This window comes from Amycolatopsis sp. NPDC043889 (assembly GCF_056435645.1).
This window is the reverse complement of the sequence record NZ_JBWKEC010000006.1, coordinates 298,299-318,404: the sequence shown is the minus strand read 5'-3', so window position 1 is coordinate 318,404 and position 20,106 is coordinate 298,299. Positions and strand designations below refer to the sequence as shown.

At 68.8% G+C, this 20,106-nt stretch carries 15 protein-coding genes and 2 pseudogenes; 5 read left to right on the top strand and 12 right to left on the bottom strand.

Translation table 11 applies throughout. From position 1 onward, the window contains the following. Positions 1 to 103: 103 nt before the first annotated feature. From AC0685_RS15445 to AC0685_RS15435, 3 genes and pseudogenes are all read right to left on the bottom strand, one after another. Positions 104 to 1,069 (bottom strand): annotated as a pseudogene (locus AC0685_RS15445) (acyltransferase family protein); the annotation flags it as partial. Positions 1,070 to 1,126: 57 nt separating this feature from the next. After that, positions 1,127 to 2,521 (bottom strand): ATP-binding protein, encoded by a 1,395-nt coding sequence (locus AC0685_RS15440; RefSeq protein ID WP_478226110.1) that lies wholly within the window; start codon positions 2,519 to 2,521, stop codon positions 1,127 to 1,129. Further along, a complete protein-coding gene (locus AC0685_RS15435; RefSeq protein ID WP_478226109.1) occupies positions 2,514 to 3,191 on the bottom strand; it encodes a response regulator transcription factor in 678 nt (225 codons plus the stop codon). Before AC0685_RS15435 ends, AC0685_RS15440 begins: the two co-directional genes overlap by 8 nt. 196 nt (positions 3,192 to 3,387) lie before the next feature. On the opposite strand from AC0685_RS15435, the gene AC0685_RS15430 reads away from it, so the two are divergent. Beyond that, positions 3,388 to 5,103, top strand: a complete 1,716-nt coding sequence (locus AC0685_RS15430) for a glycoside hydrolase family 6 protein (protein WP_478226108.1) — start codon at positions 3,388 to 3,390, stop codon at positions 5,101 to 5,103. A gap of 172 nt (positions 5,104 to 5,275) precedes the next feature. Here AC0685_RS15430 and AC0685_RS15425 read toward each other — a convergent pair whose 3' ends face one another. From AC0685_RS15425 to AC0685_RS15405, 5 genes are read right to left on the bottom strand one after another with little or no spacing between them, the layout of a single operon-like run. Then, positions 5,276 to 7,039 carry a glycoside hydrolase family 35 protein gene (locus AC0685_RS15425; RefSeq protein ID WP_478226107.1) on the bottom strand — a complete coding sequence of 588 codons (1,764 nt, stop codon included), beginning with the start codon at positions 7,037 to 7,039 and terminating at the stop codon, positions 5,276 to 5,278. After that, positions 7,032 to 8,576, bottom strand: coding sequence for an alpha-N-arabinofuranosidase (locus tag AC0685_RS15420; protein ID WP_478226106.1), 1,545 nt, complete (start codon positions 8,574 to 8,576; stop codon positions 7,032 to 7,034). Before AC0685_RS15420 ends, AC0685_RS15425 begins: the two co-directional genes overlap by 8 nt. A 3-nt stretch (positions 8,577 to 8,579) precedes the next feature. Further along, positions 8,580 to 9,908 (bottom strand): ABC transporter substrate-binding protein, encoded by a 1,329-nt coding sequence (locus AC0685_RS15415; RefSeq protein WP_478226105.1) that lies wholly within the window; start codon positions 9,906 to 9,908, stop codon positions 8,580 to 8,582. 23 nt (positions 9,909 to 9,931) lie between these two features. After that, entirely contained in the window at positions 9,932 to 10,795 is an 864-nt protein-coding gene (locus AC0685_RS15410; RefSeq protein WP_478226104.1) for a carbohydrate ABC transporter permease, read from the bottom strand. Continuing rightward, entirely contained in the window at positions 10,795 to 11,724 is a 930-nt protein-coding gene (locus tag AC0685_RS15405; protein WP_478226103.1) for a carbohydrate ABC transporter permease, read from the bottom strand. Before AC0685_RS15405 ends, AC0685_RS15410 begins: the two co-directional genes overlap by 1 nt. Before the next feature lie 90 nt (positions 11,725 to 11,814). Between AC0685_RS15405 and AC0685_RS15400 the strand changes: the two genes are divergently transcribed. Then, on the top strand, positions 11,815 to 12,834 hold the full coding sequence (locus tag AC0685_RS15400) for a LacI family DNA-binding transcriptional regulator (protein WP_478226166.1): 1,020 nt from the start codon (positions 11,815 to 11,817) through the stop codon (positions 12,832 to 12,834). Between the two features lie 8 nt (positions 12,835 to 12,842). Here AC0685_RS15400 and AC0685_RS15395 read toward each other — a convergent pair whose 3' ends face one another. Together AC0685_RS15395 and AC0685_RS15390 are read right to left on the bottom strand one after the other, a co-directional pair. Continuing rightward, the gene (locus tag AC0685_RS15395) at positions 12,843 to 14,315 is read right to left on the bottom strand and encodes an SDR family oxidoreductase (protein WP_478226102.1); all 1,473 of its coding nucleotides are present in this window, start codon (positions 14,313 to 14,315) and stop codon (positions 12,843 to 12,845) included. Between the two features lie 12 nt (positions 14,316 to 14,327). After that, positions 14,328 to 14,801 carry a MarR family winged helix-turn-helix transcriptional regulator gene (locus AC0685_RS15390; RefSeq protein WP_478226100.1) on the bottom strand — a complete coding sequence of 158 codons (474 nt, stop codon included), beginning with the start codon at positions 14,799 to 14,801 and terminating at the stop codon, positions 14,328 to 14,330. Positions 14,802 to 14,907: 106 nt separating this feature from the next. On the opposite strand from AC0685_RS15390, the gene AC0685_RS15385 reads away from it, so the two are divergent. Continuing rightward, the gene (locus AC0685_RS15385) at positions 14,908 to 16,938 is read left to right on the top strand and encodes an MMPL family transporter (protein WP_478226099.1); all 2,031 of its coding nucleotides are present in this window, start codon (positions 14,908 to 14,910) and stop codon (positions 16,936 to 16,938) included. Here the strand turns inward: AC0685_RS15385 and AC0685_RS15380 are convergent. Beyond that, positions 16,826 to 17,582 (bottom strand): annotated as a pseudogene (locus AC0685_RS15380) (MFS transporter); the annotation flags it as partial. The gene AC0685_RS15385 and the pseudogene AC0685_RS15380 sit on opposite strands and share 113 nt — an antisense overlap. 84 nt (positions 17,583 to 17,666) lie before the next feature. Here AC0685_RS15380 and AC0685_RS15375 point away from each other — a divergent pair. After that, on the top strand, positions 17,667 to 17,888 hold the full coding sequence (locus AC0685_RS15375) for a hypothetical protein (RefSeq protein ID WP_478226098.1): 222 nt from the start codon (positions 17,667 to 17,669) through the stop codon (positions 17,886 to 17,888). Here the strand turns inward: AC0685_RS15375 and AC0685_RS15370 are convergent. Next, positions 17,875 to 19,059 carry an MFS transporter gene (locus AC0685_RS15370; RefSeq protein WP_478226097.1) on the bottom strand — a complete coding sequence of 395 codons (1,185 nt, stop codon included), beginning with the start codon at positions 19,057 to 19,059 and terminating at the stop codon, positions 17,875 to 17,877. The genes AC0685_RS15375 and AC0685_RS15370 overlap by 14 nt on opposite strands. A 66-nt stretch (positions 19,060 to 19,125) precedes the next feature. On the opposite strand from AC0685_RS15370, the gene AC0685_RS15365 reads away from it, so the two are divergent. Continuing rightward, positions 19,126 to 20,106, top strand: coding sequence for an ArsR/SmtB family transcription factor (locus tag AC0685_RS15365; protein ID WP_478226096.1), 981 nt, complete (start codon positions 19,126 to 19,128; stop codon positions 20,104 to 20,106).

The window sequence follows — 20,106 nt, the reverse complement described above, 5'->3', positions numbered from 1 at the left end:
CCTTCCGGCCGTAGGCGATGGCGGGCTGTTCGACCCAGCGGCGCAGTGCGCAGGCGAACAGCAACGCGACGCCGGTGGTCGCGGCGGCCTTGGCCGGCCCGCTGGGCAGTAGCCAGCCCGCGACCCCGGCCGCGCCGGTCTGGGCGAGGTAGAGCGCGTACGAACGGTCTCCGACGAAGCTCATCGGCCTGCTCGAGAGCAACGTCCGGACCGGCCCCGGCGACACGACGGCCACGAGCAGCAGTGCCGAGCCCGCCGCGTAGACCGGCACCACGAACTGCCAATGCCCGCCCAGCGCCTTCGCCAGCGGGCCGACGGAGAACTGCAGCACGACGAACCCGCAGCCGATGACCGTCGCGACGACCGGGCTGGTCAGCGGCCGGACGAGGGCGAACCCGCGCGGATGGTGGAGCGTCATCGCCAGCAGGCAGCCGATGACCAGCGAGCAATAGTGCACCGAAAGACTCGCCCAGGTATGCGAGGGCGCCAGGGGCAACGCGAACAGCACGACACCCAGGACGGCCGACGCGCCCAGCAGCAGACGCAGCACCGCCCTCCCGCTTCGCGCGAACGAAGTCAGCACCAGCAGCGCGGGCCAGACCAGGTAGAACTTCTCCTCCACGCCCAGCGACCACGACGTCGGATAGGGCGTGTTGAAGTCGACGAGTTCGTTGCCGAAGACGAGGTAGTACGGCATGGCGTCGGCGAGCCTGCTGCTCTGGTAGGTCCCGCCGAGCAGGACCGCGACCGTGGTCAGCGCCAGCAACAGGAAGTACACCGGCATGATCCGGAAGACCCGGCGAAGGTAGAACCCGCGCAACGAGATCCGGCCGTCACGGTCTTCCTCGCGCAGGGCCAGCGTCGTGATGAGGAAGCCGGACAACACGAAGAACAATTGCACGGCGATCCAGCCTTGGAGGCGGTCGACGACCGGGCCCCCGTAGTGGAAGAAGACGACGGCCACGGCGGCGAGCGCGCGTACGCCGGTGAGGCCGGGGAACCACGACGAGGCCAGGTAGTCGGCGTGGCCGAGGGGCCGCCACCAGGAGCGGCGTGCAGGAGCGAACATGCCCCGAAGGTTCGTTCGCGGACGCTGAACCGAAGCTTAAGGAAGCTGAAGGCGTCTTCAGCTTCGCGCTTTCGCCAACGGCAGGCGGACGACGAGCCGGGCGCCGCCGTCGTGGTCGGCGACTTCGACGGTTCCACCGTGCGCCTCGGCGATCTCGGCGACGATCGCCAGCCCGAGGCCCGCGCCACCGTCGTCACGCGCACGTCCGTCGTCGAGACGCACGAAGCGATCGAACACCCGCTCACGGTCCGCGGCGGGAATGCCCGGCCCGTCGTCGGTGACCGCGACCACGGCGAATTCGTCCACAGTGGACACCCGAATCTCGACGCCCGTACGGGTATGACGTTGCGCGTTGTCCACCAGATTGCGCAGCAACCGCTCCAGCCTGCCGCGGTCGCCGAGGACCACCGGATCCCCGTCGATCTCCGCCCGGACACCCTGGCGCCCGGAGAGACAGGAATCGACCACTTCGGACAGTCGCACCGGCGTGGTCCGCTCCGGCCCCGCGTTGTCCAGCTTGCCGAGCAGCACGAGGTCACCGACGAGATCCTGCAGCCGGGTGATGTCGAGGAGCGCGTTGCGGCAGGCGTCGCGCCAGTCCAGCCGGTCCGGATGGGCGAGCAACACCTCGAGCTGGGTCCGCAGGGAGGCCAGCGGAGTGCGCAGTTCGTGCGACGCGTCCGAGGTGAAACGGCTCTGCCGGGTGACCGCCGTGTCCAGACGGGCGAGCATCGTGTTCATTGTTTCGGCGAGCTTCGCGATCTCATCGGCACTGTCCGGGGCCGGGACCCGCCGGGAGAGGTCGTGCGCGCCGATCTCCGCGACCTCCGAGCGGATCGCCTCCACCGGCCGCAGCGAACGGCGTACCGCGAGCCACGCGACCGCCCCGATCAGCAGCGCGATCACCGGGACACCCGCCAGCAACGTCACGCGCACCGCGTCGAGCGCCGCCTGTCCGGACTCGTCGACCACGGCGGCGCCGTAGATCCGGTACTTGCTGTCGCCGCTCACGGTGGCCGCCACGTGCAGCCGGAGTCCGTTTCTTTCTGGATCTTCCCCGAGCGCACTCGCGCAGCCGACGGATTCCCGGCTGGCGAGGTCGACGTCGCCAGGCTTGAGGTTCTGGACACTGTCGCCGTACTCGAAGCCTCCGTCCGGGACGATCGCCCCGGAACGCAGGCCGGGGCAGGACGCGACCCGCTCGCCGTTCTGGGTGGTCACCTCGTAGATCGAAGCCCGCACGAGGAGCCGCAGATCGGCCGGGGCGGCGCCGGAGTTCAGTACCTGGACGACCGCGGCCGCGCGCTCCCTCGCCACCTGCGCGGCGCCGTTGCCCAGCCGGTTCTGGGCATCGAGCACCAGCCACGCAGAAACGACCGCCAGAGCGATGATCGACGCCAGGAAAGCGGTCATCGCGACCCGGAACCGGGTCGACCGCGAGAACCTAGGCACTGGAGCCCACCACGTGATAGCCGGCGCCGCGCACGGTGCGGATGGTCTCCGCCCCGAACGGCAGATCGATCTTTCGCCGCAGCGCGCTCACGTGGACCTCGACGAGGTTCGCGGTCGCCGACGCGGCGAAATCCCAGAGGTTCTCCAGCAGTTCGGCCTTGGTGACCACCTCGCCCTGTCGTTTCATCAGATACGCCAGGAGAGCGAACTCCTTGGTGGTCAACGGGATCTCGGCAGTGCCACGACGGCAGACACGGCTCGCCTGGTCGAGTTCGAGGTCGCCGAGCCGGAGCGTGCCCGGCCGGGTCGCTCCCCCGCGCCGGATCAGCGCCCGGAGCCGGGAGAGCAGGACGCCGTAGGAGAACGGCTTCGGGAGGAAGTCGTCGGCGCCGGTGTCCAGCGCCTCGATCTCGTCGTCCTCGCCGTCCTTCGCGGTCAGCATGAGGATCGGGGTGGTGTCGCCTCGTTCGCGCAACCTCCGGCACACGCGGTACCCGTTCAGTCCGGGCAGCATGATGTCGAGGACCATCGCGGCGTACGGATGTTCGGCGGCGTACCAAAGCGCGTCGCGGCCGTTGTGCGCGACGTCCACGGCGTAGCCCTCGGCGCTCAACCCCGCGCGCAGCGATTCGGCCAGCCGTCGCTCGTCCTCCACGAGCAAGATCCTCATCCGCTCACGATCCCACACGGCCCCGCCATCTCCGGTCACCGCCCGCTGTCCGGGTGAAGGCTCGCCGCCGTCAGGACGTATTCCGGGAGCGATCCCACATTTTGGCTCGCCCGGCCTTGTCACGGCCCGGCCGCCCCTTTACGGTCCCAATGGGAGCGCTCCCATAAATCGGATTCCGGTCGCAAGGAGGCGACGCATGAGATTCCGCAGAAAGGGTGTTTCGGCACCATCGGCCGTCGGCGCGGTACTCGCGATGGTGGCGGTGCCGGTGGTGCTGGGCTCGAGCGCCGAAGCGGCACCGGGCTGCAAGGTCGACTACACGATCACCAACCAATGGGACACCGGTTTCGGGGCCACCGTCACCGTCACCAACCTCGGTGACCCGATCAGCGGCGGCTGGACGCTGAGCTGGGACTTCCCCGGAAACCAGCAGGTGCAGCAGGGCTGGAACGGCAGCTTCGGCCAGCAGGGCACGCGAGTGACGGTCCGGGACGTGGGATGGAACGGTTCGCTCGGCACCGGCGCCGCCGTCTCACCCGGCTTCAACGGCAGCTACTCCGGCACCAACGGGAAACCCGCCGTCTTCACCTTGAACGGCACCACCTGCACCGGTTCCACCACGCCCACCACCACGACCACGACGACTCCCGGTCCTGGCGGCCCCAAGGCGGACAACCCCTACGCGGGCGCCGGGGTGTACGTGAACCCGGAATGGTCGGCGAAGGCCGCCGCCGAACCTGGCGGCGCGAGAATCGCGAACCAGCCGACCGGAGTCTGGCTCGACCGGATCGCCGCCATCGAGGGCACGAGCACGAGCCGCGGGCTGCGCGCCCATCTCGACGGAGCGCTTCAGCAGGCCGCCGGGAAACCGCTGGTCGTCCAGCTGGTGATCTACAACCTGCCCGGCCGTGACTGCGCCGCGCTCGCGTCGAACGGCGAGCTCAAGGCGGACGAACTCCCGCGCTATCAGGCCGAGTACATCGACCCGATCGCCTCGATCCTCGCCGATCCGAAGTACGCGACGTTGCGGGTGGTGACCGTGATCGAGATCGACTCCCTGCCGAACCTCGTCACCAACGTGACACCACGGCCGACCGCCACGCCCCAATGCGACGTCATGAAGGCCAACGGGAACTACGTCGCCGGTGTCGGCTACGCCCTGGCGAAGTTCGGCGCGATCCCCAACGTCTACAACTACATCGACGCCGGGCACCACGGCTGGCTCGGTTGGGACGACAACCTCGGCCCGTCCGCCGCGCTCTTCGCACAGGCCGCGAAGAGTTCCGGCAGCACAGTGGCCAACGTGCACGGCTTCATCGCGAACACCGCGAACTACGGGGCGCTCAGGGAGCCGTACTTCACCGTGAACGACAGTGTCGGCGGCACTTCGGTGCGGACGTCGAAGTGGGTGGACTGGAACCGCTACGTCGACGAACTGTCCTACGCCCAGGCGTTCCGGCAGGAGGCGATCCGGGCGGGCTTCCCGGCGGACGTCGGCATGCTCATCGACACCTCGCGCAACGGCTGGGGCGGCACCGCGCGGCCGTCCGGTCCTGGACCGTCCACCACGGTCGACGCCTATGTGAACGGCGGCAGGACCGACCGCCGGATCCACCTCGGCAACTGGTGCAACCAGGCGGGCGCCGGGCTCGGCGAACGCCCCAAGGCCGCGCCGGAAGCCGGGATCGACGCCTACGTCTGGATCAAGCCGCCGGGTGAATCCGACGGCGCCAGCAAGGAGATCCCGAATACCGAGGGCAAGGGTTTCGACCGGATGTGCGATCCGACGTACACCGGTAACCCGCGGAACCAGAACAACATGTCTGGCGCCCTGCCCGACGCGCCGCTTTCCGGGCATTGGTTCTCCGCCCAGTTCCAGGAGCTGCTGAAGAACGCGTACCCGGCTCTATAGGTGGCCGGTCTCGTGAGTGGTAAGGACGGTTATTGAGGGGTAAGGCAAAGGTGGCGTGTTGCGAAAGCCACTTTCGCGACGTCAGCTGAAGTGGCCGGCCCAGGTGGTGGTGAAGGCCTCCTTGCCTACCCTGAAGGTAGGCAAGGAGGCCTTCACGTACCTCAGGCGAGGCTCAAGCCTCCGTATGTCCCAACAGCGGCCGGGGCACGAAACTCGCCTCGGGTTCGAGCATCGTGTCCAGCTCCAGCACGACGAGGTCGTTGCGCCCGGCCCGGACCACCGGCCGCGGCACGTACAGCGTCCTTTGTGGACCGCGCCGCCAGTAGCGGCCGAGCAGGAACCCGTTGATCCAGACCATTCCCTTGCCCCAGTGCCCGGTATCCAGGAAGAGGTCGGCTGGCTCGTCGAGATCGAATCCGCCCCGCACGGCCACCGGGCCGGACAACGGCCCCGCCGGGCGCTCGCCCGCGGAGACCCCGGGCAGGAGATCCGGCAGCGCGGGCACGTCGATGGGGATGACCTCCCAGCCCGTCAGGGGTTCACCGTGCAGGCGCACGCCGCCGATGATCCCCTTGGCCTCACCGATCCGCTCCCCGTAGTTCACCCTTCCCAGGTCTTCCACCAGGACCAGGAGCTCACCGCGGGCCCGGGGCAACCGGATCGCGCGATCGTGGTGCTCGCGGAGGAGGGTGCCGAGGCGATCACCGTCGAAGAACACCGTCGCCCGGTCCCGCACCTCGTGGAAGGTGAGCACGCCCGGCTTCCCGGCGTCGACGGTCGTCCGCAGGAACGCCAGACGCGGAGCCGGGGTCAGTTCGTCGAAGGTGGGCAGGCTCTGGTGCTCCTGCGCGGTCCCCCAGCGGTGTGGCGAGTCGAGCAGCCACGCGGGGTCGCTCAGTGCCGCGACCGGCGTCGGCGCCGGCCGGGCCTCGGGCGGAACGCTGTCGGGAACCTTGTGGTAGCGCGCGATCACCTCGCGGAAGGCGTGGTACTTCGGCGTCGGGTCGCCCGCCTCGTCGAGCGGGGCGTCGTAGTCGTAGGAGGTGATCAATGGCTGGTAGACGCCCTTGTCGTTGGCCCCGCTGGTGAGTCCGAAGTTGGTGCCGCCGTGGAACATGTAGAGGTTGACCGAGGCACCGGCCGCGAGCAGCGCGTCGAGATCCGCCGCCGAGCCGTCGACCGAAGTGGTGTGGTGGTGCGCACCCCAATGGTCGAACCAGCCGTTCCAGAACTCGCTGCACATCAAGGGACCCGTCGGCTGATGTTCCCGCAGGGTCTTCAGCCGTGCCGTGCTCTGCGAGCCGAACGACGCCGTCCGGTGCAGCACCCCGTCGAGCCCGCCGTTCGCCAGCATCTCGTGGATCGGCTGGTCCACCGTGGTCAGCGGGACGGTGATCCCGGCGGCGCGGGTGTGGTCGGTCAGCGCGGACAGGTACCGCTTGTCGGAACCGAAAGCGCCGTATTCGTTCTCCACCTGCACGAGCAGCACCGGTCCGCCCCGGTCGATCTGGTGCGGCGCCACCACGCGGTACACGTCGTCCAGATAGCCGCGGACGGCGGCGAGGTAACGCGGTTCGAACTCACGGACGCGAAGTTCGGTGTCCCGTAGCAGCCAGGTCGGCAGGCCGCCGTTGTCCCACTCCGCGCAGATGTACGGCCCTGGCCGGACGATCGCGTACATCCCCGCCTCGGCGATGAGCCTGAGGAACCGGTCGAGGTCGAGGCCGCCGGTGACATCGAACTCTCCCTGCTCCGGCGAGTGCGCGTTCCAGGCGACGTAGGTCTCGATGGTGTTGAGACCCATTCGGCGGGCTTTGTCGATGCGATCGGCCCAGAGATCGGGGTGCACACGGAAGTAGTGCAGCGCCCCGGAAATGATCCGGAACGGTTTCCCGTCGAGCAGGAAGTCGGTCTCCCCGATGGCGAACTCAGGCATCCCGGACCACCTCCGCGGTCAGCCGGAACGCGGTCCAGGAAAGGGGTGGGAGGGTGACGGTGATGGTGGTTCCTTCCGGATCGTGCCCGGCGGTCGCGCCGGGCAACGGGACGGGCCGGATCGGCTCCGCGTCGGCGGAATTCGTGAGATGACGGTCGTGCCCGTCCGGGACCGCGACGGTCCAGGTCTCCGCGAGCGTCAGCCGGGCACCGCGGATACGCAACCGCGCGCCGGTCGCGGACGCGGTGGCGCGATTGGTCAGGAACACGGCACAGCGGCCGTCGTCGTCGAAGGTCGCCGCCGCGTCGACGACGTCCACGCGGCCACAAAGTCCTGTGTGGACGGTGTCACCCGTGACGGTGAGCCAGAGGCTGTTCCCCCCGGCGAGCGCCGAGGTGAGGCTGAACGGGTGGAACGTCGACTGCCGCCACGCCCGGCCACCGGGTTCGGTCCGGATCGGCGCGATGACGTTCACCAGCTGCGCCTGGTTGGCCATCGTGACGCGATCGACGTTGCGCAGCAGGGAACCGAGCAGGGAACCGACGACGACCGCGTCGGTGACCGTGTAGTCGTCTTCGATGATCCTGGGATGTTCACGCCAGCCTGCGTCGATCAGTTCTCGCTGCTCGACTTCGTTCCAGTGTCGCTGATCCCAGACGTTCCACTCGTCGACGCTGATGCCGATCTTCTTGTCCAGCCCGGCCTTCGCGAGGACGTCGTCGATGATCCCGCCGGTGGTCCGGATGTAGCCGTCCAGGGCGGCGGCGCTGGCGAGGTAACTCGCGAGGTCGCCATCGTGTTCCTGGTAGTAGGCGTGCAGTGAGAGGTGGTCGACGAGCCCCGCGGTGTGCTCCAGGACGGTGCGCTCCCATTCGCCGAACGTCGGCATCTCACTGTTCGAGCTCCCCGCGACCACGAGCTCGACGCCGGGGTCGATCATCCGCATGAGACGCGCGGTCTCAGCGGCCAGGCGGCCGTACTCGTCCGCGGTCTTGTGGCCGACCTGCCACGGTCCGTCCATCTCGTTGCCGAGGCACCACAGGCGGAAGCCGAACGGGCGGTCGGCACCGTTCGCGCGCCGCCGCTCGCTCAGTTCCGTTCCGCCAGGGTGGTTGCAGTACTCGAGGACGTCGGCGGCCTCCTGGACGCCACGGGTGCCGAGGTTGACCGCGTACATCACCTCGACGTCCGCGGCCTCCGCCCACGCCACGAACTCGTGCAGTCCGAAACGGTTCGACTCGACGCTGTGCCACGCGGGATCCAGCCGGACGGGGCGCCCTTCCACCGGCCCGACGCCGTCCTCCCAGCGGTACGCGGAAACGAAGTTCCCACCGGGATAGCGGACCACGGACGGACCCAGCTCGCGGACCAGCCCGAGGACGTCGCCACGGAAGCCCTGACCGTCCGAAGTGGAGTGTCCCGGTTCGAAGATCCCGGTGTGGACGGACCGGCCCATATGCTCGACGAACGAGCCGAACAGCCGCCGCGGCACCGGTCCGATCACGTCGGAAACGTCGGCTTCGATCTCGATGCCCACGCCTCACCCCGCGCTGACGGTGAAGCCCTGCTGGTTGCCGTAGTCCACGATCGCCTGTTGCCAGGCGTTCAGTCCGGCGTCGAGCGAGGTGCCGCCGAGGTAGGCCTTGCCGACGGTGTCGCTGAACACGCTGTTGGCGTAGGTCTGGTACGGCAGGTAGCTCCAGCCCTTCGCGACGTTCTTCGACGCGTCGTTGAGTACCTGGTTGATCTTCTGGCCACCGAAGTAGGGATCGGCCTGGTCGAGGAAGGCGGGCGAGTTCAGGTCGGCCGTCGTCGCCGGGAAACCACCGCTGGCGATGAACGGCTTGACGCCGTTGCCGTGGTTGAGCCAGCGGACGAACGCCGCCGCCAGCGCCGGGTTGCCGCTCTGCTTCAGCACCGACTGCGTGCTGCCGCCGTTCTCCGCGGTGACCGGCTGCCCGTCGTAGGTCGGCATCGGTGCCACCGCCCATTTGCCCGCGCCGCCGGGGACCGAGGATTTGAAGTTGCCCGGCATCCAGGCGCCGGTGACCAGCGAGGCGATGGTGCCGTCACCGAGTGCGCGGAACCAGTCGTCGGACCACTCCTTGATCGGGGCGAGGAGCTTGCCCTCGACCAGCTGGTTCCAGGTGGCGGTCCACTTCTTGGTACCGGCGTCGGCCAGGTCGATCTTGACGTTCCGCCCGTCCGAGGTGAACGGCTTTCCGCCCGCCTGCCAGATCATGCTGGTGGCGAAGCCGGGGTCGCCGGTGTCGGAGGTGAGGTACTTGCCGGGATCGGCCGTGTGCAGCTTCTTGGCCGCGGCGACGTACTCGTCCCAGGTCTTCGGCACGGCGATGCCGTGGGCGTCGAGGACTTCTTTGTTGTAGAACAGCGCCATGGGGCCGGAGTCCTGCGGGAGGCCGTATAGGCCGTTATTCACCCGGACACTGGACCAGGTCGAGGGCGCGTAGTCCTTTTCGAAGGCCCCGAAGCCGTACTGATCGAGATTGGCCAGCGACTCGGTGAGCGCGAACTGCGGCAACGCGTAGTACTCGATCTGCGCGACGTCCGGCGCCCCGGAGCCTGCCTTGATGGCGTTCTGCAGCTTGGTGTACTGCTCCTTGTTGGTACCGGCGTTGACGTAGTTGACCTTGACGTTCGGGAACTCCTTCTCGAACGCGGCGACCTGGTCCTTCGCGGACGGCGTCCAGCTCCAGTACGTGATCGTGCCGCCCGCTTTGAGCGCGGCGTCGACCGAGTCCTGTGACCCGGCGGCCGGGCCGTCCGCGCCGGACGAGCAGCCGACGGCCAGTGCCGCGGCCAGCGTGACGGCGACGGCGGCCTTGACGCGCCTGTGGATTCGCGACATCGAATGTCCTTTCGGGACGGTGTTCATTGCTTGACGCTGCCCGCGCTCAGGCCGGACTGCCAGTAGCGCTGCATGAGCAGGAAGGCGATGACGAGCGGGACGATGGTGAGCAGCGAACCGGTCAGCACCAGGTGGTACACCGGCTGGGCGCCTGCCCCGGAGGCCTGCGCGCTCCACTGGTTGAGCCCGACGGTGAGCGGATACCACTTCGGCTCGCTGAGCATGATCAGCGGCAGGAAGTAGTTGTTCCAAGTGGACACCACGGTGAACAAGGCCACCGTGACGATCCCCGGCGCCAGCTGCCGCAGCGTCACGGTGAGGAAGATCCGGATCTCCCCGGCGCCGTCGATCCGCGCGGCCTCCAGCAGCTCGTCGGGGATCGCGTCGGAGGCGTACACCCAGATCAGGTACAGGCCGAACGGGCTGATGAGCGACGGGACGATGATCGCCAGCGGCGTGTTGGTGAGGCCGAGTTCGCTGAACATCAGGAAGGTCGGCACCGCGAGCGCCGTGCCGGGGACGGCGACCGCGCCGAGCACGACCGCGAACACCGCACGACGGCCGGGAAAGCGGTACTTCGCCAGGCCGTATCCCGCCGCGGTGGCGAGGACGGTCGCTCCCCCGGCGCCCGCCACGACGTAGAGCAGCGTGTTCCCCAGCCAGCGCAGGAAGATCCCGTTGTCGTAGGTGAAGGTCTCGCCGATGTTCTCGAACAACGCGAACGGCCCGCCGAACGCCAGGCCCGACGTGGTGAACAGGGCGGGCTGCGTCTTGGTCGCGTTGATCACCAGCCACACCAGCGGCACGAGCGTGTAGATCAGGTACAGCGCCATGACGGCGGTGAGGACGCGCGACTTCCGGGGCCTCGTCACCGAGAACGTCGCCATCACATCCCCTTCCGGGAGCCGCGCAACTGCACGACGTAGGCGATGACCGCGGTGATCACGCCCATCACGATCGCCACGGTGGCGGAGTAGTTGTACTGCTGCGCGCCGAAAGAAAGGTTGTAGGCGTACATGTTCGGCGTGTAGAAGGTGCCGATCACGTTGGGCGCCAGGGTGCGCATGATGTTCGGCTCGTTGAACAGCTGGAAACTGCCGATGATCGAGAAGATCGTGGCGATGACGATCGCCCCGCGCAACGCGGGTAGTTTCACACTCAGGATGGTGCGGAACGCGCCGGCGCCGTCGATCGCCGCGGCCTCGAACTGCTCCTTGGGGATCACCTTCAGCGCGGAGTAGAAGATGAGCATGTTGTACCCGGCGAACTCCCAGGTGACGACGTTGCCGATGGAAGCGAGCATCCAGTTGTCCGACAACGGTTTCACCACATCGCGGCCGAGCAGGTGGTTCAGGTCGGCGGCCAGCCCGAAGTGGTCACCGTAGAGGAATCCCCACATCAGCGCGGCGACCACGGCGGGCACGGCGTAGGGCAGGAAGATCACGACCCGGAAGAAACCGGCGGCGTGCAGCCGGGCACTGTCGATCGCCAGCGCCGCGATCAGCGCGAGCACCAGCATGATCGGCACCTGCACGGCGAGGAACACCAGCACCCGCTGGAAGGCGTCCCAGAACTTCGGGTCGGCGAGCACCTGCGCGTAGTTGTCCACCCCGACGAACGTCGTGCCCCCGAAGAAAGCCTGTTCACGGAACAGACTCAGGACGAACGCGTAGCCGATCGGGGCCAGGAACGTCAGCGCGAACACCAGCATGAACGGGGCGACGAAGAGCCAGCCTCGCCAGTCGCGGCGGGCGCGGCGCGCGCTGGCCGCACGGCCGGGTGGCGCCGGCGTGGGCGCGACCGCTGTGGACGTCATCGTCCCTCCGGATTCTCCGAGCGAAAGGCGCGGCTCGCGAGATGTTTACGTCAACATCAGACCGGCGGAGGCTATCGTGTTGACGTGAACATGTCCAGGAGCGGCCGCGGGCCGTCGATGGCCGACGTCGCCAGGGAAGCCGGCGTGTCCGGCCAGACCGTCTCCCGGGTCGCGAACGGCAGGTCGAACGTCGATGGGGCGACGCGCGAACGTGTGCTCGCCGCCATGCGCCGAGTGGGCTACCGGCCGAACAGCGCCGCCCGCGCGCTGCGCAACGGCCGCTTCCGCAGCATCGGTGTGATCATCTCCGCGCTCTCGACGTTCGGCAACAGCCGGACCCTCGACGCCGTCGCGTCCGCGGCCGCCCGCGAAGGGTTCTCGATCATCCTCATGCCGGTGACCAGACCGTCCCAAGGCGAGGTGTCGGGGGCCTTCAGCAGGTTGGACGAACAGGCCGTCGACGGCGTCATCATCCTGATCGAGCAACACGAACTGGACCAGAGCGAGATCGAACTGCCCCACGGGCTCCCGGTCGTCGTCATCGACGCGGGCGGGCGGCGCGACCATCCGGTGGTCGACTTCGACCAGGCCTCCGGTGCCACCGCCGCGACCAGGCATCTCCTCGACCTCGGCCACGAGACCGTCTGGCACGTGGCCGGACCGCCTGAGTCCTACGCGGCCGAACGCCGCCGGAAATCGTGGCAGGAGACGCTCGAAGACGCCGGACGGAAGGTACCGCCGCCGCTCACCGGCGACTGGTCGTCGCGGTCCGGGTACGACCACGGCGTCCGGCTGGCGGGCGATCCCGCGGTCACCGCCGTCTTCGTCGCCAACGACCAGATGGCGCTCGGGCTGCTGCGAGCGCTCCACGAGAAGGGCCGGTCCGTTCCGGGCGAGGTGAGCGTCGTCGGCTTCGACGACATGGACGAGGCCGCCCACTTCTGGCCACCGCTCACCACGGTCCGGCAGTCGTTCGACGAGGTCGGGAAGCGAGCCGTCGCGGCACTTCTGGCCGGGATGTCCGACGAGGGGGCGGCGGAGGCGATCAGCGTCCCTACCGAGCTCGTCGTCCGCTCCAGCACCGCCCCACCGGCTCGCGGACGAAGCTGAAGTCCCTTTCAGTTCCCGAGCGCACCGGCCGCCTTCTGCGCCGCACCGGAGATGTTGCGGACCATGCCGCCGAAGACGACACCGTGGAACGGCGCGATCCCCTTCCAGTACGCGTGTCCGGCCAGCCCGTGCGGCTCGAACACCGCGCGCTGCCGGTAGATCGTCCCACCGTCCTCATCGGACTCGACGCCGAGTTCGAGCCAGGCGCGTCCCGGCAGTTTCATCTCCGCCCGCAACCGCAGCAGCCGCGGCCGGTCGAGGTATTCGACACGCCACCAGTCCAGCGCCTCGCCGAGATGCAGCCGTCGCGGATCCCGCCGTCCGCGCCGCAACCCGACACCGCCGACGAGCCGGTCGGCCCAGCCGCGGACCGACCAGGCCAGCGGGAACGAATACCACCCGTGTTCCCCTCCGATGGACTCGATGACGTCCCACAGCGCCTCCGGCGAGGCGTCCGTCCGCTGCTCGCGCTTGTCCTCGTAGACTGTCCCGCCCGCCCAGTCCGGATCGCTCGGCAGCGGATCCGAGGGCGCCGCGTCGCCCGACGCGTCCGACCAGCGGGTCGGCACGTCGGCGTTGCGGATCCGGGACAGCGCCAGTTCGACGGCGTGCTCGTAGTGGGTCAGCCCCGCCGCCGGGTCGGGGATGTGCTCGGCGATCGCGTGGTCGTGACAGACGACTTCGTGCACCAGCGACTCGATCAGCGGCACCGCGATCGCTTTCGGCACGGGCGTGACCAGATTGACCCATTGCGCGGACAGCCACGGGGTCAGCACCGGCACGGGTACGACGGCACGCCTCGGCAAGCCCGCCACGACGGCGTAACGCCGCATCATGTCCAAATAGGTCAGCACGTCGGGCCCGCCGATGTCGAACGCACCGTTCACCTCGGACGGCAGTTCCGCGGCGTGCACGAGGTAGTGCAGCACGTCCCGGATCGCGATCGGCTGGATGCGGTTGCGCACCCAGCGCGGCGTGACCATCGCCGGGAGCCGCTCCGTCAGGTAGCGCAGCATCTCGAAACTCGCCGAGCCGGAGCCGATGATCACCGCGGCCTGCAGGACGATCGCGGGCACCCCGGAGTCCAGCAGGACCCGGCCCACTTCGGCGCGCGACGCCAGGTGCGGCGACAACTCCTCGTCGTCCGGCACGATGCCACCCAGGTACACCAATCGCCGCGCACCCGCAGCCTTCGCCGCCTCGGCGACCGTCTTCGCTCCTTCCCGGTCGACGTCGACGAAGTCCTTGCGCGCCAACGAATGCACGAGATAATAGACGACCTCGCAGCCGGTCAGCGCCGTCTCGATCGAGGACGGATCCGTGACGTCTCCGCGTTCGACCTCGACACGGTCACGCCACGGCTCCTCGGCGACCTTCTCCGGCGAGCGGGCCACCACGCGGACCTCGTGACCCGCTTCGAGCAGTTGCGGTACCAACCGTCCACCGACATAGCCCGTCGCTCCGAGCACCACACATCGCATGCTCCCGAGTGTTCACCGTGCCAGCCGGCCGCGCACTTCGACGGTCGCGGCGATGCTGCTCCGGAGGAACCGGGCGACCGTCCGCCGCTCGTCCTCCCCCATCTCCCGCCACGCTTCGGCGTAGCGCTCACCTAGGGGCAGGAAGAACTCGGCGCCGATCTCCCGCGCCTTCTCGTGCATCCGCAACTCGACCTTGCGCCGGTCGGTCGCGCTCCGGTCCCGGTAGAGATGCCCGGCCCGCTCCAGCCGGTCGAGCACCGACGTCGTCGCCGACGCGCTCAGGTGCAAGGCGCTCGCGAGCGTGCTCGGACTCATCGGGGTCCCCATCCTGGCGGCGTCCATGATCACCGCGAGCGCGTTGAGGTCGGTCCGGTGCAGGCCGTGTGCCTCACCGAACATCTCCGCGAACCGGTCCGACTCGACGGTCAACTGCCGCAGCAGGAGAACGAGCAGGGCGTCCGTGACCTGTTCGGCGTCCTCAGCCATGTCGGGAAGCCCCCCTCGCGTTGCCTCGTCCGGGTGACCACTCTACTATTTCGATGGTCGAACTATTCACTCGTCGAAGTAGCACTGTCACGGGAGCCATCGGTCCATGATCTCGGAAGTCGAACGCCCAGCCCGCACGCGGTCACGTCTGCGGTGGCTGCTCCCAGCCCTGGTCGCGGTCGCCTGGCTGATCTTCGGCGGCTTCAGCGGCCCGTACGCGGGCAAGCTCAGCCTGGTCACGGAGAACGACAGCAGCAGTTTTCTGCCGGCGTCGGCCGAAGCGACCGAAGTGGGCGAGCTCCAGAAGCAGTTCTCCAGCTCCGCCGTCATCCCGGCGATCGTCGTCGCCGAGCGCCCGTCGGGCCTGACCGCGAACGACAAGCGGTTCCTCGCCGACAGGACGTCGAACGCGCGACTCGTCCCGGCTCCGCAGAGCGACGCGGGCGCGCAGGTGGTCGTGCTCCTGGACGCCACGAGTGATCCTGGCGAAGGCGTCGAGGCACTGCGAGACGCGCTCGCCCGTGACACCCCGGACGGATTGAAAGTGCTCGTGACCGGGCCCGCCGCGCAGGTCGCCGATCTCAAGGAGGCGTTCGGCGGGATCGACGGGCTGCTGCTCCTGGTCGCGGGCGCGGTGGTCGCGGTCATCCTGATCATCGTCTACCGGAGCCCGCTGCTCCCCCTGCTCGTCCTGCTGTCGGCGGTGTTCGCGCTGGGAACGGCGAGTCTCGCGGTGTACCTGCTCGCGGATCACGACGTGCTGGCGCTGAACGGGCAGAGCCAGGGAATCCTGTTCATCCTCGTCTTCGGCGCCGCCACCGACTACGCGCTCCTGATGATCTCGCGCTATCGCGAAGAACTCCGGGCGGCCGACGACGCCCGCACCGCGCTCCGCACGGCATGGCGCTCGACCATCGAGCCGATCGCCGCCTCCGCCGGGACCGTGATCCTCGGCGTGCTGTGCCTGCTGTTCAGTGACCTGAACTCCAACAAGGGACTCGGCCCGGTCGCCGCCATCGGCATCGGCGCCGCCTTCCTCACGACCATCACGTTCCTGCCCGCCGTCCTGGCCTTGTGCGGGCGCAACGCCTTCTGGCCCTTCCGCCCGGCGGTGGTCCCGCCGCGCGACGAGACCGGCGGTCTCTGGGGCCGCGTGTCGGTCTGGGTCGCCCGCGCACCGCGCACGATCTGGATCGTCACGACCGTCGTCCTGCTCGCGGGCGGCGCGTTCCTCCCCCAGCTCAAGGCTTCCGGCACCGCGCAGTCCGACGTCTTCCTCACGCCGGTCGATTCCGTCGCGGGGCAGGAAGTCCTCTCGCGCTACTTCCCCGGCGGTTCCGGCTCTCCCACGGTGATCATCACCCCCGCCGGGCAGGCTCAGACTGTCACCGCGCTGGCCCGTGTCCCTGGCGTCTCGGACGTCCGCCAAAGCGCCGAATCCGGCGGGCTCACGAAGATCGACGCCGTACTCGCCGATCCCCCGGACTCCGACGCGGCCGTCGCGACGGTGCAACGGATCCGCGACGCCGTGCACACCGTCGACGGCACCAAGGTCGGCGGACCCACGGCCACCCTGCTCGACACCAGGGAGACCTCCGAGCACGACCGGTTGGTGATCATCCCGATCGTCCTGGTCGTGATCTTCCTCGTGCTCGCGCTGCTGCTGCGGTCACTGCTGGCGCCGCTGTTGCTGATCGGCACGGTGGTGCTGTCCTTCGCCGCGACGATGGGAATCTCGGCACTGGTGTTCAACCACGTCTTCGACTTCCCCGGTGCCGACCCGGTCGTCCCGCTGTTCGGCTTCGTCTTCCTTGTCGCGCTGGGGATCGACTACAACATCTTCCTGATGACCAGGGTCCGCGAAGAGGCAGGCAGGATCGGCACGCGGGACGGGACACTGCGCGGCCTGCGCGTCACCGGCGGCGTGATCACGTCCGCGGGTGTCGTACTCGCCGCGACCTTCGCCGCTCTCGCTGTCCTGCCCATCCTCTTCCTGGCACAGCTGGCTTTCATCGTCGCGTTCGGCGTCCTGCTCGATACGCTCCTGGTGCGGTCGCTGCTGGTACCGGCTCTGGCGGTGGACGTCGGACGGAAGATCTGGTGGCCGTCGAAACTGGCGAGGACCGGCCGGGAGTGAACGCCGCGATCGCCAACGCGACGAGCACGGTCGCCGAGCCGAGTCCCATGATCAGCCGGAAACCACCCTGGGACGGGACCTGCAGCGGTCCGAAGGGACGGTCAGCAGTGCCAAGATGACGCCCGCGACGGCGCTGGAGATCGAAGTCCCGATCGTGCGCATCGCACCGTAGGCGAGCCCGATGCCGGCGCCGATCGTGGCGGACACCAGCACGAGATGCCACACGCTCGCCATCAGGACGGTGCCGAGGCCGTAACCAGCGGCGACGACGAGCGCGCCGAGCATCAGCGCACCTTGGGGCCGCGGGCTTTCGTGATCCGCGCGGACAGTGGAGCGGTCAGCATCACACCACGCCGGACGGCCGCGGGGAGCTGGAGGATCTGCGGTAGCACCAGCGACTGCGCGAACATGGCGAACGCGAACACGATCGACGTCAGGTTCGTCAGCAGGACCTGACGCCGGACGGTCGTCCGCAGATCCCAACCGCCCCACAGCAGCAGGACGAGCGCGGCGGCCGCGAACAGACCCAGCGTCCGCCCGCTCGCCCAGCCCCACCGCGCACCTTGGGAAATCGCCGGCAGGAGACAGACCAGCGCGGCCGAAAGTCCCACCGCGCCGACGAGATCGAACCGTCCGCCGCTGCGGCTGGCAACCGACCTGTCGGAGATCGACTTCAAGCACGACGGTTCCGTCTATGGGGCGTACGAACTGCCCGTAACCTGGTGACCATGAGCGAAGACCAGGACGCCATCGACGAACGGATCCAGGACGCCGGGGAGCGCGGCGATCTGGACGAACTCCGGCGATTGGCCGACGGCGGCAGCAGCGACGCGGCGGACCAGCTGATCGAAACGGCCACCGAACTGGGCGCGCTGGACGAACTGCGGCGGCTGGCCGAACGGGGGAACCGGGACGCCGCGGATCAGCTGGCCGAGCTCACCGAGGAGTAGCGTCCCGCATCGCCGTGATCAGCACCGGAAGCGCGGCCAAGAGCGCGAGGCCGCGCATGAAACCCGCGACGGCATAGGGAACGCGAAGCCCGAACCTGTGCGCGAGCAGCCCGCCGGTCAACGCGCCGAGCGGCATCAGTCCCCAGCCGAGCAGCCGGTAGACGCTGTTGACACGGCCGAGCAAGTGCGACGGCACCTCCCGCTGGCGGACGGTGACGGTGACGACGTTCCAGATCGTCGTCACGAATCCGCTGACCGCCAAGAGACCACCGAGCACGGCGACGTGAGGGCTGAACCCCATGCCGATGAAAACGACGGCGTTCACGGCGAGCGAGACAAGGAGTGCACGGAGTTCGCCGAGCCGGGTGGTCAGCCGCGTGATCACGAGTCCGCCCACGACGCCTCCGAGTGCTGCCCCGGCGAGCAGCAGACCGAACACTCCCGCGTCGAGATGCAGTACGTCGGTCACGAACAGGACGAGAGTCGCGTTCCCGAGCTGACCGCAGAAGGTGTTGATGCCCAACAGCAACGCAAGAGCACGAAGCAGGCGGTGCCTCATCAGCCACCGGACTCCATCGAAGACCTTCACGCTTTCCGTCTGGCCAACTCGTCTGGGCAGCTTCGCCAGGAGTACCGTGGCGAGGACGAGCGACGCGGCGTCGACGGCGAACGGCAACGTCCAGGCGAGTGCGAAGAACAGGCCCCCGAGAGGCGGGCCCAGGAACTGCCTGCCAACGACCGTCGCAACCTGCTGTCTGCCGTTCGCCTGATGCAGCAAGCCTTTCGGGACGAGATCCGGAACCGCCGTTTGCGCCGCGTTGTCGTAGAAGACGTCGCACGCCCCCAGGGCGAACGCGAGTAGGACGAGCACGGGCACGGTGATGGCTCCTGCCGCGACGAGCGCCGTGAGGACGCCGACGGTCAGGGCTTGGAGCGCCTGCGTTCGCCACATGAGGGTTGTTCGGTCGACCCTGTCGACGACGGAGCCGGCGGTAAGCGATAGCAGAAGCCACGGCAGATACGTCGCGGCGGAGACCAGGGCGACGTCTCTGGCGTCATGGCTCACCGTCACCGCCAGCAGAGGCAGCGCCGCCGTGAAGACGCCGTTGCCAAGGCTGTCGATCCCGGTGGCCCACCACAGCCGTCTGTAGGCGCGGGGCAGGTCGGGCATGGTCGGATCGTGGCGAGGTCCGGTGTTCCGGAGACACCATTTAGCTCGGGCCTACATACTCGGGCGATGCCGATGACCATCGAGCTGGGCGTCGCCGAACTGGCCGCGACCCGGCTCGCGATCTCGCCGCTGTCCGAGACCGTGGCGTGCCTGCTGCAGATCGCCGGCCTCGACCGGAATCCGGTCAATCTGCCCTGGCTGCGGTGGGCACGGGAGGAACTCGATCGCGAACCGCTCGATCTTTCCTGGACCTGGCCGCTGCTCGTCAACGGCAAGCTCAGCTGGCCGGAGTTCCTCGTCCCTGCTCCGCAGGGCTCGGGAGCTTCCCTCGAAAGCGACCTCGACGCGGTGCGGCGAACCCCCGAAGCCCGGGTGAGGGCCAGTCTCGACCGGGTCTTCGGCGCGAGACTTCCCGGCACCGCCGCGGCACTGGCCGACGACCCCGGATCCGGTCTGCGGGAGATCGCCGACGAACTGCGCGAAGCCCACGACCGCCTCGTCGCGCCGCACTGGCCGCGGATGCGGGCGGTGCTGGACGCCGACGTCGGGTTCCGCGCGCGGCAACTGGCCGCGGGCGGTGCCGAGCGGTTGTTCGCGGATCTGCATCCGGATCTGCGCTGGTGCGCCGACCGGGTGACGCTCGCCGGCGAGCGCTGGCGGAATCGGCACAGTGTCGTCACACGAGGACCTGGCGGTCTCGTGCTGATGCCGGTCGTCCTCGGGTCGCCGTATGTCCTGATCAAGAAGAACACCTCGACCCAGACCACGATCCGCTACCCGGCGCGAGGAACCGGCGCGCTGTGGGCGACCGGGACTCGATCACCCGGGCCCGGCACGGTGCGGCTCCTTGGCCGGATGCGAGCCACTCTCCTGACGGCGCTGTCCTCCCCCGCGACCACGACCGACCTCGCGCGCGCCTTGGGTGTGACGCCGAGTGCCGTCTCCCAGCACCTCAAGGTCCTGCGGGACAGCGGACTCGTCGCTCGCGAACGCTCCGGCCGTAGCGTCCTCTATCTGACGACGCCGCTCGGCGAACGCTTGCTCTGA

Bases quoted from the DNA above. Each gene is read 5' to 3' on its own strand.
- AC0685_RS15435 (WP_478226109.1), bottom strand. From the start codon at position 3,191: ATGAGGATCTTGCTCGTGGAGGACGAGCGACGGCTGGCCGAATCGCTG.
- AC0685_RS15430 (WP_478226108.1), top strand. From the start codon at position 3,388: ATGAGATTCCGCAGAAAGGGTGTTTCGGCACCATCGGCCGTCGGCGCG.
- AC0685_RS15425 (WP_478226107.1), bottom strand. From the start codon at position 7,039: ATGCCTGAGTTCGCCATCGGGGAGACCGACTTCCTGCTCGACGGGAAA.
- AC0685_RS15415 (WP_478226105.1), bottom strand. From the start codon at position 9,908: ATGTCGCGAATCCACAGGCGCGTCAAGGCCGCCGTCGCCGTCACGCTG.
- AC0685_RS15410 (WP_478226104.1), bottom strand. From the start codon at position 10,795: ATGGCGACGTTCTCGGTGACGAGGCCCCGGAAGTCGCGCGTCCTCACC.
- AC0685_RS15405 (WP_478226103.1), bottom strand. From the start codon at position 11,724: ATGACGTCCACAGCGGTCGCGCCCACGCCGGCGCCACCCGGCCGTGCG.
- AC0685_RS15400 (WP_478226166.1), top strand. From the start codon at position 11,815: ATGTCCAGGAGCGGCCGCGGGCCGTCGATGGCCGACGTCGCCAGGGAA.
- AC0685_RS15395 (WP_478226102.1), bottom strand. From the start codon at position 14,315: ATGCGATGTGTGGTGCTCGGAGCGACGGGCTATGTCGGTGGACGGTTG.
- AC0685_RS15390 (WP_478226100.1), bottom strand. From the start codon at position 14,801: ATGGCTGAGGACGCCGAACAGGTCACGGACGCCCTGCTCGTTCTCCTG.
- AC0685_RS15385 (WP_478226099.1), top strand. From the start codon at position 14,908: ATGATCTCGGAAGTCGAACGCCCAGCCCGCACGCGGTCACGTCTGCGG.
- AC0685_RS15375 (WP_478226098.1), top strand. From the start codon at position 17,667: ATGAGCGAAGACCAGGACGCCATCGACGAACGGATCCAGGACGCCGGG.
- AC0685_RS15370 (WP_478226097.1), bottom strand. From the start codon at position 19,059: ATGCCCGACCTGCCCCGCGCCTACAGACGGCTGTGGTGGGCCACCGGG.
- AC0685_RS15365 (WP_478226096.1), top strand. From the start codon at position 19,126: ATGCCGATGACCATCGAGCTGGGCGTCGCCGAACTGGCCGCGACCCGG.